The following is a 13,117-nucleotide window of genomic DNA, read 5'->3' on the forward strand; positions in this document are numbered from 1 at the left end:
CGCAACGCCACGGCAGCGTAGGCGGCCACCCCCCCCCCCCCCCCCCNCCCCTCCCCGTACCGGGGAGGAATAACCGTGGTTTTTCCCTTGTTCGCATTTGCGGCATCCCTACCTGTCATGTATCTGACGCGCAGACCGGGCGGTCTTGCCGCCCCACAAGCCGAACCGAGCGAGCACCATGGCCGAATTCCGTTTGCCCAAGAACAGTCGCATCCAGAAGGGCACGACCCACACGTCGTCGACCTTGGGCCGGATCAAGAAATTCAAGGTCTATCGCTACGACCCCGATTCGGGTCAGAATCCTCGCTACGACGATTTCGAGATCGATCTCGACGAATGTGGGCCGATGGTGCTCGACGCGCTCATCAAGATGAAGTCGGAACAGGACCCCTCGCTGACCTTCCGCCGGTCGTGCCGTGAAGGCATTTGCGGATCGTGTTCGATGAACATCGACGGCCGCAACGGCCTTGCCTGCACCACCGCGATCGAGGATATCAAGGGCGATATCCGCATCACGCCGCTGCCGCACATGGACGTCATCAAGGATCTGGTGCCGGACTTCACGCACTTTTACGCGCAATATGCCTCGATCAAGCCGTGGCTGCAGACCGTGACCCCGGAACCCGCCGGCAAGGAACGGCTCCAGTCGCCCGAGGACCGCAACAAGCTCGACGGGCTGTACGAATGCATCCTGTGCGCCTGCTGCTCGACCTCGTGCCCCAGCTATTGGTGGAACAGCGACAAGTTCCTCGGCCCCGCGATCCTGTTGCAGGCCTATCGCTGGCTGGCTGACAGCCGCGACGAAATGACCGGTGAGCGTCTCGACGAGCTGGAAGATCCGTTCCGCCTGTATCGTTGCCACACGATCATGAACTGCGCGAACGTCTGTCCGAAGGGGCTGAACCCGGCGAAGGCGATCGCCGAGATCAAGAAGATGGAAGTCGAGCGGATCATCTGATCGCTCGTGCCTTCCTGTTTCCTCCCCGTTCGGTTCGAGCAGCTTCGAGATTGTCGACAAGCGTCCGTCGAGAACGATGTTGATGCGGCCACCGCCTTCTCGACTTCGGTTCTCGACAAGCTCGAGGCAAACGGGGTTGGCGTGATAGGGGCCGGTGAATGACCGTCCTGACTCGTTACGACAGCCTCGTCACCGCCGGTGAACTCCGCCCCGATCCCGAACAGCGCGCCGCCGCGCAGCGCCTGTCGCGCCTCGCCGACGAACTCGATTCACCCCCGAAACGCGGGCTGCTCGCCCGGCTGACCGGCCGCGACGCCCCTGCCCCGCGCGGCGTGTACCTGTGGGGTGGCGTCGGGCGTGGCAAGTCGATGCTGATGGACCTGTTCTACGACTGCGTGAACGACCCGGCCAAGCGCCGCGTCCATTTCCACGCGTTCATGATCGAGGTCCATGCCCGCCTGGCGACCGAGCGCGCCAAGGAAGCGGGCAATCCGGTGCCGCCGGTCGCCGAGGCGCTGGCGAAGGACCTGAAACTGCTCGCCTTCGACGAAATGGTCATCAACAACACCGCCGACGCGATGGTGCTGTCGCGGCTGTTCACCGAAATGATGACCCACGGCGTGACGATCGTCGCGACATCGAACCGTCCGCCTGTCGACCTCTACAAGGACGGGTTGCAGCGCGACAGCTTCCTGCCGTTCATCGCGCTGCTCGAATCGAACCTCGACGTGCTGCCGCTGAACGGCCCGACCGATTATCGCCGCGATCGGCTGGGCGCAGTCGACACGTGGCTGGTTCCCAACGGCCCGGCCGCGACCACGGCGCTGTCGGCGGCATTCTTTCGCCTGACCGATTATCCGGTTGAGGATCGCGACCATGTGCCGTCGTGCGACCTCGATATCGGCGGGCGAACGCTGCACGTACCCAAGGCGTTGAAGGGCGTCGCGGTGTTCAGCTTCTCGCGCCTGTGCCGCGAGGCGCGCGGCGCGCCCGATTATCTGGAAATTGCGCGGACGTTCCACACCGTCATTCTGGTCGGTATCCCGGTGCTGGGACCCGACAACCGCAACGAGGCGGCACGGTTCGTGACGTTGATCGACGCGCTGTACGAATATCGGGTAAAGCTGCTGGCGGCGGCCGACGCGCAGCCGGGCGACCTGTATCCGCGTGGCGACGGACGGTTCGAATTCGATCGGACGATCAGCCGGCTCGAGGAAATGCGGTCGGAGGAATATCTCGCAAAGGGGCATGGCGAGGGGTAGCGCCTGCCGTCATCCATCCTTCACTCCCCATTACAACAGTCCCGTTTGCTTCGAGCGCAGGTTCGAGCCTGTCGAGAACCGAAGTCGAGAAGGGGTTGCCCCGAACAGGTCGTTCTCGACGGTCGCTTCTCGACAAGCTCGAAGCTGCTCGAACCAAACGGGTAGGAAGCTACCGCCGCGCATCCGCCTTCTTCGTCCGCAGCGTCGCCGACGCGGCGGTCGGGTCGTCCGGCCACGGATGCCGCGGATAGCGGCCACGCATCTCCTTCGACACGTCCCGCCACGACCCGGCCCAGAACCCCGGCAGGTCGCGCGTCGTCTGGATCGGGCGTCCGGCGGGGGAGGTCAGGCTGAGCGTCAGCGGCTGGCCCGCCACCGTCGGATGGACGGCAAGCCCGAACAGCGCCTGCACTCGCAGTTCCACGCGCGGCCCCCCTTCGGCGGCATAGTCGATCGCATGGCTCGACCCCGCCGGGCTTTCGAAGCGCGCGGGGGCAAGACGCCGGACCTGCTGCATCCAGTCCCAGCCCGCCACCTGTTCCAGCGCGTCGTGCAGCCCGGTCACCGCCTCCAGCCGCCGCTTGCCGGCCAGCAGCGGCGGCAACCACTCGTCGATCGCCGCGGTCAGCGCCGCATCGCCCAGCGGATCGTCCTGCCCCAGCATCGCCGCAACATAGGCCGACCGGCGACGCAGTATCTCCGCGCCCTCCCATGGCAGCAGCGACAGGTCGCGGCGCACCGCCTGCACCAGCGCGGCGACCATCTCGTCCGCCGACGCCGCCGCATCGGGACCGGACGACAGGCGGATTGCGCCCAGCCGCCGCTCGCGCAGCGCGATCACTCCGCGCGTGGCGGGGTCGAAGGTGACGCTGCGCCGCGTTTCGATCCGGTCGCCGAACAATTGCTCGACCGTCGCCTGCTCGATCGCGACCGCCGACAGGATGCGCGCGCCCGCCGCCTGTCCCTGCGTCTCGGCAACTGCCAGCCATTCGGCCGATCCGAGCGCCGCCGCCTCCAGCCTGAACCCGCGTCCGCCGACCGAGGCCCAGCGTTCGCCCGACGCATCGCGGCGTTTGGCGATGCGGTCGGGAAAGGCCAGCGCGACGCTGCGGGCGAGCGCGTCGGCGGGGGGATCGTCGCGCCTCTTCACCAGCCCCCGCCAGCGGTCGGCCAGCCGCCGCCCGGCATCGGCGCGCTGTCCGCGCTCGCTGCGCCAGCGGCGGCGGCGCTGGTCGAGATCGGTATCGCTGCCGCCCAGCCCCCGTTCGCCCAGTAACACCGCGACCTCCGCCGCCGCCCCGGCAAAGCCCTGCTCGCCCGCCCGGATCAGCATATGCGCCAGACGCGGCGACAGCGGCAGCGCGGCGATGGCCAGACCGTGCGGCGTCGGACGGCCGTCCGGATCGATCGCGCCGAGCGTCGCAAGCCGGGCGCGCGCCTCCTCGACCGCGGCGGCGGACGGCGGGTCGAGCCACCGCAACGTCGTCGGGTCGCCCACCCCCCATTTGCCGCATTCGAGGACCAGCGCCGACAGGTCGGCCTCCAGTATCTCGGCCGGATCGAAACGCGGCAGCCCGGCGGTGGCGGCGGCTTCCCACAGGCGATAGGCGACCCCCGGCCCCTGCCGCGCGGCACGGCCGGCACGCTGGGTGACGGCGGCCTGGCTGGCGCGCTCGGTCGTCAGCCGCGTCATCCCCGCCGCCCGGTCGTACCGCGGACGCCGCGCAAGACCGGAATCGACGACGATGCGGATGCCGTCCAAGGTCAGCGAGGTTTCGGCGATGCTGGTCGCCAGCACGATCTTGCGACGCCCTTGCGGATCGGGGGCGATGGCGGCGCGCTGTTCGGCAGGGAGCAACGTGCCGTGCAGCCGGTGCAGCACCGCGCCGTCGGGCACGACGATGCGTTCGGCGGTCCGCTCGATCTCGGCGACGCCGGGCAGGAAGGCGAGGACACCGCCCTCCGCCTCCACCAGCGCGCGGCGGATCGCGGCGGCGACCGAATCCTCGATCCGCGCCTCGGCATGGCGGCCGATATGGCGCAGGTCGAGCGGGTAGGAACGGCCCTCGCTCTCGATCACCGGCGCATCGTCCATCAGCGCGGCAAAGCGTTCGCCGTCGAGCGTCGCCGACATGGCGAGAATGCGCAGGTCGGGCCTGAGCGCCGCTTGCGCATCCAGCGCGAGGGCCAGACCGAAGTCGCTGTCGAGACTGCGCTCATGCACCTCGTCGAACAACACCGCCGACACGCCGGCCAGTTCGGGATCGGCCTGGATACGCGCGACGAAAATACCCTCGGTCATCACCGTCACGCGGGTCGCCGCCGACCGCTTGCTGTCCATGCGCGTGGCATAGCCGAAAGTCTGGCCGACCGGTTCGTTCGCGGTAGCGGCCATGCGCTCGGCCGCGGCGCGCGCGGCGATGCGGCGGGGGGAAAGCAGCAGGATTTCGCCGGTGACCCACGGTTCGGCGAGGAGAGCGGGGGCAACGGCGGTGGTCTTGCCCGCGCCCGGCGGGGCGACGAGGACGGCGGAGCTACGGTCGCGCAGCGTCCGGAGGAGTTGGGGCAGGACGGCGTGGATCGGGAGCATGGTTCCCTCTAGCAACCCTCCCCGCTCGCGGGGAGGGGGACGTAGCGGCGACCGGCGACCTGCCGGGGGCAGGTCGCAGCCGCGAAGTCGGCTTGCGCAAGCAAGCCGCGGGCGAAGCTGGTGGAGGGGGAGCGCGGCGAACGCTGCCGTTGCGTATGCCGACACCCCCCTCCACCATCCTTCGGATGGTCCCCAGCGTCAGGTTGACCATGCCCCGCATGGTCAAGGATCGTCCGGGGGACGATCCGACCTGACGCTCGTGCCGGGGAGGACTTAGAGGGTGTCGGGGTTGGGACCTAGCCGACCATCCTCGCGGTCCATGGCGTCGATCTTCGCCACCTGCTCGGCTGTCAGCGTCACCGACTGCGCCGCCAGATTCTCCTCGATCCGCGCCCGCGACGACGCCTTCGGGATTACGGCCAGCCCGGCTTGCAGATGCCATGCGAGGATCACCTGCGCCGGGGTCGCGCCGACCTCCTGCGCGATCGCCACGATCGCCGGATCGGTCAGCAGCGTTCCCTGCCCCAGCGGAGACCAACTCTGCGTCACGATACCGAGCCGTTCATGCGCCGCACGCGCCACGCGCTGCTGGAAGTTGGGATGCAGTTCGATCTGGTTCAGCGCCGGCACGACCCCGGTCGCCTCGACGATCCGGTCGAGATGGTCGGGCGAGAAGTTCGACACGCCGATCGACGCCACCCGCCCCTCCTCGCGCAGCCGTACCAGCGCCTTCCACGTGCCGACATAGCGATCCTCGGACGGCATCGGCCAGTGGATCAGGAACAGGTCGATGCGCGGCAGCTTCGCCGCACTGGCATCGAACGCCCGCAGCGCACCGTCGTAGCCCATCGCGTCGCGCCACAATTTGGTCGTGACGAAGATGTCGCGGTCGGCGGTGGCTTCGCCGACGCCCGCTTCGTTGGCGTAGAAGGCGGCGGTGTCGATCAGGCGATAGCCGGCGTCGATCGCCTCGCGCGACAGGCGGGCGGAGTCTTCCGCCGGGACCTTGTAGGTGCCGAAACCGATCGCGGGGATGCTGCGGCCGTCGTTCAGGGGGATGCTGCGGCCGTCGTTCAGGGGGAGGTTGGTCATGGGAATTCCGTGCGTTGGCGTTCGGGAGGTCAAGCGATGGGGGCGTTGAGGTGTTCCCTGCCCGCCCGCAAGAGATGCCGTTCGTGCTGAGTAGGGGCTGAGCTTGTCGAAGACCCGTATCGAAGCACTCTAGAGGCGGTCCTTCGATACGCCATTTCGACAAGCTCAATGGCTACTCAGGACGAACGGCGAGATACCCAAGCTCCCCCTGCCCGTTCGGTTCGAGCAGCTTCGAGCTTGTCGAGAAGCGTCTGTCGAGAACGGTTCGTTCGGGGCAACCCCTTCTCGACTACGGTTCTCGACAGGCTCGAACCTGCGCTCGAAGCAAACGGGGGAAGAAAAGGAGGGGGATCGGAAAGGCCCCTTACCCCGTCGGCCGTCCGTCCGAATCCATCAACACCTCACGCCGGCCAACATGGTCGGGCCGCGATACCAGCCCTTCCTTTTCCATCCGCTCGATCAGCCGGGCCGCCGAATTATAGCCGACGCGCAACTGGCGCTGGAGCCAGCTGGTCGATGCCTTCTGGCTTTCCGCCACCAGCTGACATGCCTGGCGGAAGGTCTGTTCCTCCGGCGAATCGTCGCCGGTGGGGGCACCGTCGAGGCTGAAGCCGGCATCGCCCTCCGGCTCGTTGACCACCGCGTCGATATAGTCGGGTGCCCCCTGCGAACGCCAGAAATCGGACACCGCCTGCACCTCGTCATCGCTGACGAACGGCCCGTGGACACGCGCCAGCGCCTTGCCGCCGGGCATGTAGAGCATGTCGCCGCGCCCCAGCAGCTGTTCGGCCCCCTGTTCGCCGAGGATCGTGCGCGAATCGATCTTCGACGTGACGTGGAAGCTGATCCGCGTCGGCAAATTCGCCTTGATGACGCCGGTGATGACGTCGACCGAGGGGCGCTGCGTCGCCATGATCAGGTGGATGCCCGCCGCGCGCGCCTTTTGCGCCAGACGCTGGATCAGGAACTCGACTTCCTTGCCCGCCGTCATCATCAGGTCGGCAAGCTCGTCGACGATCACCACGATCTGCGGCAGCGGCGACAGGTCGAGCGTCTCTTCCTCATAGATCGGCGTGCCGTTTTCGGCGTCGTAGCCGGTCTGCACCTTGCGGCCGAGCTTCTGCCCCTTGGCAATCGCCGCGCGGACCTTTTCGTTGAAGCTGGCGAGGGAGCGGACGTTGATCGACGCCATCATGCGATAGCGGTCCTCCATCTGCTCGACCGCCCATTTCAGCGCGCGCACCGCCTTGGGCGGATCGGTGACGACATCGGCCAACAGGTGCGGGATGCCGCGATACATGCTGAGTTCGAGCATCTTCGGATCGATCATGATCATCCGGCACTGGTCCGGGGTCAGCCGGTAGAGCAACGACAGGATCATGCAGTTCAGCCCGACCGACTTGCCCGAACCGGTGGTCCCCGCGACCAGCAGATGCGGCATCGGCGCGAGGTCGGCGACGACCGGATCGCCGGCGATATTCTTGCCGAGCACGATGGGGAGCTGCGCATTCTGGTCGGCGAACGCCTGACTGGCGATCAGTTCGCGCAAGGACACCGTCTCGCGCCGCTGGTTGGGCAGTTCGATGCCGATCACGGTCCGGCCCGGAATCGTCGCGACGCGGGCGGAGATCGCCGACATGTTGCGGGCGATATCGTCGGCCAGCTGGATCACGCGGCTGGCGCGGATGCCGGGTTCGGGCTCCAGTTCGTACATGGTGACGACCGGGCCGGGGGCGACCTTCACCACCTGCCCCTTCACGTTGAAGTCGTCGAGCACGCTTTCGAGCAGGCGCGAATTGCGCTCCAGCGCCGCCTTGTCGATCGCCGGGCCGCTCGATTCGGGCGGGGGGGCGAGCAGGTCGATCGACGGCAGCGCGAAATTGTCGCGCCCCTCGCTGCTCGCCGGGCGCGGCGCGCTGGCGAGCGCAGGCGATGCGGCGCGATCGGCGATGACCGGCGGCGCGCGATGGTCGGGTTCGGCGATGCGGCGCGGCTGCGGCCGGGCGGGTGCTTCGTCCTCATCGGGTTCGGCGACGTACGCGCTGGGCGCGACGTCGAACGACGCATCGTCGTCATAGGCGATCTCGCCCGTCCCGGCATCGACGCTCCGCGCGCGCCGTTCGAATTTGGGCATGCGGAACGTGCCGTCGGGAATCTCGATCGTCAGCCCCTTGGCCCAGCGCCAGATGCCGAACAGCCCGGTCGCCAGCGCCACGACGCGAACGATCCAGATTTCGATCTCCGGCTGGCCGATCAGGTGGATCAGCCCCTGCACCGCCGACGCGACGCTCCAGCCGATCACCCCGCCATAGCCGGCGGGCAGCGACAGGATCGCCTCGCCCGACACGAACGCCAGCGTCGCGCCCATCGCCAGCACCCCGATCAGGCAGTCGCGCACCATCCGCGGCCACGGCCCCACCGGCACGTCACGCCACAGCCGGACACTGACGATCAGCCCCAGCGGTAACAGCATCGCCACCGGCACCCCGAACAGCGTCAGCAACAGGTCGGCCAGATGCGCGCCGGGCGATCCCAGCTTGTTGGCGATCGGACCGCCCGCCGCCGTGCTGAACGACGGATCGGCCGACGAATAGCTGGCCAGCGCGACCGCGATCAGCAGCATCGCCGCGAACAGCAACGTCGCCCCGATCATCGCGCCGCTGCGCCTCACGCCCGCCTTCATCGCGTCGCGCCACAACATCGGCTGCGCGTTCGTCGCCATTCGTTCCACCCTTGTTCGATACCGGCCCGATGTGCGCCGCCGCGACCATTGCCGTCAAGGCGGCGTTGCGGTGAACCGCGCCACACCTTAAATCGCTGGCAACACAGGTTACGGATGGGACGGGTTTCATGGCACAGGCGGACGTCATCATCCTTGGCGGCGGGCTGGTCGGCAGCACGCTGGGCGTGTCGCTGGGCGTCCATGGCCTCACCTCGATCATTCTCGATCCCGCCGACCCGGCGGTGACGCTGGCCCCCGGGTTCGACGGGCGCGCCTCGGCGATCGCCAGCGCGACGCACCGCATGTTCGAGGCGATCGGCATCGCCGAGGGGCTGGGCGACGAAGGCTGCCCGATCGCGGCGATTCGCGCGACCGACGGGCTGGCGCCGGGCAAGCTCGATTTCATCCCCGACGCCGCCGACGATCCGGTCGGCGTGATGTACGAAAACAAGCGGCTGCGGCAGGCGATCTACGACGCGGCAGTCGCATCGCCGCTGGTCGATCTGCGCTACAAGGACCATGCGATCGACGTCCGGCGCGAGGCGCATGGCGTGACGGTGACGACCGCGAACGGCGACACGCTGACCGCGCCGCTGCTGATCGCCGCCGAGGGCCGCAATTCACCGACGCGCGAGGCGTCGGGCATCCGCGTCGCGCGCTGGAGCTACGACCATGCCGCGATCATCACCACGCTGGGCCATGCGGAGAGCCACGCGAACATCGCCTATGAGATTTTCTACCCGGCGGGTCCGTTCGCGATCCTGCCGCTGAAGGACGACGACCACGGCCATCGCTCGGCGATCGTATGGACGGTCGATGCGAAGGACCGTCCGGCGATGCTGAAGCTGTCCGACCGCGCCTTCCTTGCCGAAGCATCGAAGAAGATGGGCGGTTTCCTTGGGGAATTGTCGAACCTGTCCGCGCGGTCGAGCTATCCGCTCGGCTTTCACCACGCGGCGCGGATCACCGCCGAACGGCTGGTGCTGGTCGGGGACGCCGCGCACGGCATCCACCCGATCGCCGGACAGGGGCTGAACCTCGGGCTGCGTGATGTGGCCGCGCTGACCGAGGTGCTGGTCGAGGGCAAGCGGACCGGCCTCGACCTCGGCGATCCCTATCTGCTCGAACGCTATCAGCGGTGGCGCGGGCTCGACACCTTCGCGGTGGCGCTGGCCACCGATGGCTTGACCCGGCTGTTCGGCATTCCCGGCAAGGCGGCAAGCGCGGTGCGACGCTTCGGCTTGTCGGCGGTCGATTCGATCCCGCCGCTCAAAGCCGCGTTCATGGCCGAGGCGCGCGGCGAGACGGGCAAGCTGCCGAAATTGTTGCAAGGAGTGACGGCGTAAGGGGCGCTGTCCCTAAGCCGCACGTCACCCCGGACTTGATCGATACCGCTGCGAAAGCCGCAAGCTTAGCCAAACACTCGCCGTACCCCGCGCAGGCGGGGGTCCAGAGCCAAGCAGAACACCGGTCTGCGCTTGAGACCTTGGGCCCCCGCCTGCGCGGGGGCACGGCCAGGCGGGATTGGCGTGGTCCTTTCGCGCAAATCTTGATCCAGCCAGCAGTGACGAACGACAAGGCCCGCTACCAACGCCCCTCGCCCGTCACCCCTTCCCGCCACTCCGCGATCCGTCGCAACGTCGCGGGCGTCGTCCCCGCCGGCAGCGCGTCGGGGTCGAACCACCCCGCCTCCGCCACCTCCAGCGCATCGCCCCTGTGCAGCGTATCCGCCCCGGCGCGCACGACATAGACGATGACGTGATCGTCCTTGCCCTCGCGCCGGCTGTGATAGACGCCGAGCACCCGTTCGACCGTCGCGCCTTCGATCGCGACTTCCTCGGCCAGTTCGCGGTGGAGCGCGTGCGTGATCGCCTCACCCTTCTTCACGCCCCCGCCCGGCAGATACCAGCCATCGGTATAGGTGTGCCGCACCAGTGCCAACCGTTCGCCCGCATCGAGCAGCACCGCACGCACCCCGATCGTACGCGGCCGGGTAACGCGCCAGACCAGCCGCGCCGCCCGTCCCAGCAATCGATGGTACAACGCCATGCTATCCCCGGATCGGCCCGTCCCGCTCGGCCACCGCCTCGGCATCGGCGACGGCCGGTTCGCTCGCCGGGCGGATCATCAGGAAGCTGCCCGACCAGACGCCGGGAATGTCCCAGCGTCCGCTGATCTCGCAGCCATCCTCGCTCAACACCCCCGAATAGACGACCATGTCGGCATAGCCGGCGCTGTCGTCGTAGAATTTGCTGAAGGTGATCCGCGCGCCCTCGACATGCCCGTCGATCGCGGCGGCGATCAGCGCGCCGGGCGGCTGCGAATAGAGATCGGGTTCGTGGATCGTGCCGACGATCGATCCGCCCAGATCGGCGATGTCGGCCTCGAACGCGGTCGGCGGGTTGGTGTGGGGATAGTTGAAGATCCCACTCCACTTCCCCGTGAGATCGCGGCTCACAACGTCCGCGCCGCTTCGACCAACAGGACCGGCACCCCGCCGCGGATCGGATAGGCGAGACCAGCGGCGGTCGAGATCAGTTCCTGCGCCGCCGCGTCATGGTCGAGCGGCGTCCGGGTGACCGGACAGACGAGAATCGACAACAGCCAGGGATCGATCGTCGCCCCCTCGGGCGCGGTTCGTGCGGTCATTGCAGCGTCGCCTCTTCGTCATCGCCATGCCTGCCGAAGAATTGCATGAGCTGTACGATCAGTTCCGCCCGATCGGAAAGTGCATCGACCTCGAGCAGTGCCTGTTTGGCGGCGACGTCGAACGGCGCGATCTGGGCGATGCCGTTGACGAGGCTTTCGTCGTCCAGCCGCCCGACCGATTCCCAATCCACCGCATAGCCCAGCTGGTCGGCGAACCGCCGCGCCTCGATCTCCAGCGACGCGCGCTCGGCCAGCGCCAGCGTGGTGTCGCCCACGACCGGCAGGAGTTCCGCCTCGACCTGCCGGAACGGCGTGGTCACGTCGAGCTCGCGCAGCACGCGGAACCGCGACACACCGCGCAGCACGATGTCGTAGCGGCCATCGGCCTGCGCCTCGACATCGACGATCTGGCCGACACAGCCGATATCGAACAGCGGCGGCTTGTCGGTATCGCTGCCGGCCGGGCGCGGCTGGATCATGCCGATGCGGCGGTCCCGCGCCAGCGCGTCGGACACCATCGCCCGATAGCGCGGCTCGAAGATATGCAGCGGCAGGTGCATGTTCGGAAACAGCAGCGCCCCCGCCAGCGGGAAGACGGAGACGCGCGCGCTCATCCGAACAGGATCGCCGACAGCTTGCGACGCTGCCGCGACACCCACGGGTCTTCGAGGCCGACCGCATCGAAGATCTTCAGCAGTTGCTGCCGCGCGGCATCGTCGTTCCACGCGCGGTCGGCGGCGACGATCTTCAGCAGCGATTCGGCGGCTCCGTCGCGATCGCCCGCCGCCATCTGTCCGCCGGCCAGCCGGAAGCGCGCGTCGTGATCGTCGGGGTTCGCCTCGACCTCGGCCTTCAGCCCCGCCAGATCGTCGACCGGCTGCGCATCGCGGGCGAGCGCCAGCGCGGCACGGACCTGTTCGATCGCGGGCAGCTTCGCCGCCTCCTCGGGCAAAGCGTCGAGCGCGGCCTGCGTCGCATCGTGATCGCCCAGCGCCATCAGCGCGCGGACGCGACCGGCGGCGACCACGACGTTGTCAGGGGCGATGTCGGCGATCTGGTCGAAGATCGACAGCGCGCGCGCCGCATCGCCCTCGGCCAGTGCGTCCTCGCCCATCGCGATCAAAGGCTCGATATCGGGACCGCCCGGCTCGCCCGCCTCGATCGGCAACTGGCGCAGCAGCTGATCGAGCATCTGCTTCAACTGGCTTTCGGTCCGCGCCGAGGTCAGGTCGGCGACCAGCTGCCCCTGGAACATCGCATAGACGGTCGGGATCGATCGGATCTGGAATTGCGAGGCGATGAACTGATTCTTGTCGGTGTCGATCTTGGCCAGCACCACGCCCTTGTCGGCATAGGCGGCGGCCACCTTTTCGAGGATCGGGGTCAGCGCCTTGCACGGCCCGCACCATTCCGCCCAGAAATCGATGACGACCAGCTGCGTCATCGACGGTTCGACGACATCGCGACGGAACGCCTCCACGGCTTCCTTTTCCGGCGCGGTCAATCCTAGCGTGGCCAAGCGGCGATTCCTTATCCTGAAAGCGTGCACCCTATGTGGGCACGCCCGATGATTCAGAAAAGAGTGATTTAGGGGTTGCGCGATCTGAAACCCCCATCTAATAGCCCGCCTCACCCCAGCCGGTCACCCGGTTCGGAACGCCAGAGCGGGCGTAGCTCAGGGGTAGAGCACAACCTTGCCAAGGTTGGGGTCGAGGGTTCGAATCCCTTCGCCCGCTCCAGCGGTTTCCAACATACTGGAAACCATCGCAAAACCGTCAAAATGAGCTGCTGCCGGTCTGGTAGACACGAGGTTAAGCTACCTGCGCTTGCCGCTCGAAGTCCAT

The 13,117-nt window shown here is 67.8% G+C and carries 11 protein-coding genes and 1 tRNA gene; 4 read left to right on the forward strand and 8 right to left on the reverse strand.

Annotated elements, in window-relative coordinates:
* Nucleotides 1-178: 178 nt before the first annotated feature.
* Nucleotides 179-958: a succinate dehydrogenase iron-sulfur subunit gene (locus ASE91_RS03000; RefSeq protein ID WP_056622510.1), complete on the forward strand. Its 780-nt coding sequence runs from the start codon at nucleotides 179-181 to the stop codon at nucleotides 956-958.
* Nucleotides 959-1,116: 158 nt separating this feature from the next.
* Nucleotides 1,117-2,220 (forward strand): cell division protein ZapE, encoded by a 1,104-nt coding sequence (gene zapE, locus ASE91_RS03005; RefSeq protein WP_056622512.1) that lies wholly within the window; start codon nucleotides 1,117-1,119, stop codon nucleotides 2,218-2,220.
* A 169-nt stretch (nucleotides 2,221-2,389) separates the two neighbouring features.
* Here the strand turns inward: zapE and hrpB are convergent, their stop codons facing one another.
* The 3 genes from hrpB to ASE91_RS03020 form a co-directional block, all read right to left on the reverse strand.
* A complete protein-coding gene (hrpB, locus tag ASE91_RS03010; RefSeq protein WP_056622513.1) occupies nucleotides 2,390-4,810 on the reverse strand; it encodes an ATP-dependent helicase HrpB in 2,421 nt (806 codons plus the stop codon).
* 273 nt (nucleotides 4,811-5,083) lie between these two features.
* Nucleotides 5,084-5,902, reverse strand: coding sequence for an aldo/keto reductase (locus tag ASE91_RS03015; protein ID WP_056622514.1), 819 nt, complete (start codon nucleotides 5,900-5,902; stop codon nucleotides 5,084-5,086).
* Nucleotides 5,903-6,266: 364 nt separating this feature from the next.
* Nucleotides 6,267-8,624: a DNA translocase FtsK gene (locus tag ASE91_RS03020; RefSeq protein ID WP_056622516.1), complete on the reverse strand. Its 2,358-nt coding sequence runs from the start codon at nucleotides 8,622-8,624 to the stop codon at nucleotides 6,267-6,269.
* 128 nt (nucleotides 8,625-8,752) lie between these two features.
* Here ASE91_RS03020 and ASE91_RS03025 point away from each other — a divergent pair, with 128 nt between their 5' ends.
* Nucleotides 8,753-9,970, forward strand: a complete 1,218-nt coding sequence (locus ASE91_RS03025; RefSeq protein WP_056622520.1) for a UbiH/UbiF/VisC/COQ6 family ubiquinone biosynthesis hydroxylase — start codon at nucleotides 8,753-8,755, stop codon at nucleotides 9,968-9,970.
* 238 nt (nucleotides 9,971-10,208) lie between these two features.
* On the opposite strand, the gene ASE91_RS03030 is transcribed toward ASE91_RS03025, so the two are convergent.
* From ASE91_RS03030 to ASE91_RS03050, 5 genes are read right to left on the reverse strand one after another with little or no spacing between them, the layout of a single operon-like run.
* Nucleotides 10,209-10,673: an NUDIX domain-containing protein gene (locus ASE91_RS03030; RefSeq protein WP_056622521.1), complete on the reverse strand. Its 465-nt coding sequence runs from the start codon at nucleotides 10,671-10,673 to the stop codon at nucleotides 10,209-10,211.
* A 1-nt stretch (nucleotide 10,674) separates the two neighbouring features.
* A complete protein-coding gene (locus tag ASE91_RS03035) occupies nucleotides 10,675-11,082 on the reverse strand; it encodes a hypothetical protein (RefSeq protein WP_056402736.1) in 408 nt (135 codons plus the stop codon).
* Nucleotides 11,079-11,273 carry a Trm112 family protein gene (locus tag ASE91_RS03040; RefSeq protein WP_056003304.1) on the reverse strand — a complete coding sequence of 65 codons (195 nt, stop codon included), beginning with the start codon at nucleotides 11,271-11,273 and terminating at the stop codon, nucleotides 11,079-11,081. Before ASE91_RS03040 ends, ASE91_RS03035 begins: the two co-directional genes overlap by 4 nt.
* Nucleotides 11,270-11,887 carry an LON peptidase substrate-binding domain-containing protein gene (locus ASE91_RS03045; protein ID WP_056622523.1) on the reverse strand — a complete coding sequence of 206 codons (618 nt, stop codon included), beginning with the start codon at nucleotides 11,885-11,887 and terminating at the stop codon, nucleotides 11,270-11,272. Before ASE91_RS03045 ends, ASE91_RS03040 begins: the two co-directional genes overlap by 4 nt.
* On the reverse strand, nucleotides 11,884-12,792 hold the full coding sequence (locus ASE91_RS03050) for a tetratricopeptide repeat protein (protein WP_443024519.1): 909 nt from the start codon (nucleotides 12,790-12,792) through the stop codon (nucleotides 11,884-11,886). Before ASE91_RS03050 ends, ASE91_RS03045 begins: the two co-directional genes overlap by 4 nt.
* A gap of 145 nt (nucleotides 12,793-12,937) precedes the next feature.
* Here ASE91_RS03050 and ASE91_RS03055 point away from each other — a divergent pair.
* Nucleotides 12,938-13,012: transfer RNA gene (locus ASE91_RS03055), tRNA-Gly, on the forward strand.
* Nucleotides 13,013-13,117: the final 105 nt, after the last annotated feature.

Source organism: Sphingomonas sp. Leaf62 (assembly GCF_001421915.1).
Taxonomy (GTDB): Bacteria; Pseudomonadota; Alphaproteobacteria; order Sphingomonadales; family Sphingomonadaceae; genus Sphingomonas.

Bases quoted from the DNA above. Each gene is read 5' to 3' on its own strand.
- ASE91_RS03000 (WP_056622510.1), top strand. From the start codon at position 179: ATGGCCGAATTCCGTTTGCCCAAGAACAGTCGCATCCAGAAGGGCACG.
- ASE91_RS03040 (WP_056003304.1), bottom strand. From the start codon at position 11,273: ATGACCGCACGAACCGCGCCCGAGGGGGCGACGATCGATCCCTGGCTG.
- ASE91_RS03045 (WP_056622523.1), bottom strand. From the start codon at position 11,887: ATGAGCGCGCGCGTCTCCGTCTTCCCGCTGGCGGGGGCGCTGCTGTTT.
- ASE91_RS03025 (WP_056622520.1), top strand. From the start codon at position 8,753: ATGGCACAGGCGGACGTCATCATCCTTGGCGGCGGGCTGGTCGGCAGC.
- ASE91_RS03015 (WP_056622514.1), bottom strand. From the start codon at position 5,902: ATGACCAACCTCCCCCTGAACGACGGCCGCAGCATCCCCCTGAACGAC.
- ASE91_RS03020 (WP_056622516.1), bottom strand. From the start codon at position 8,624: ATGGCGACGAACGCGCAGCCGATGTTGTGGCGCGACGCGATGAAGGCG.
- ASE91_RS03030 (WP_056622521.1), bottom strand. From the start codon at position 10,673: ATGGCGTTGTACCATCGATTGCTGGGACGGGCGGCGCGGCTGGTCTGG.
- zapE (WP_056622512.1), top strand. From the start codon at position 1,117: ATGACCGTCCTGACTCGTTACGACAGCCTCGTCACCGCCGGTGAACTC.
- hrpB (WP_056622513.1), bottom strand. From the start codon at position 4,810: ATGCTCCCGATCCACGCCGTCCTGCCCCAACTCCTCCGGACGCTGCGC.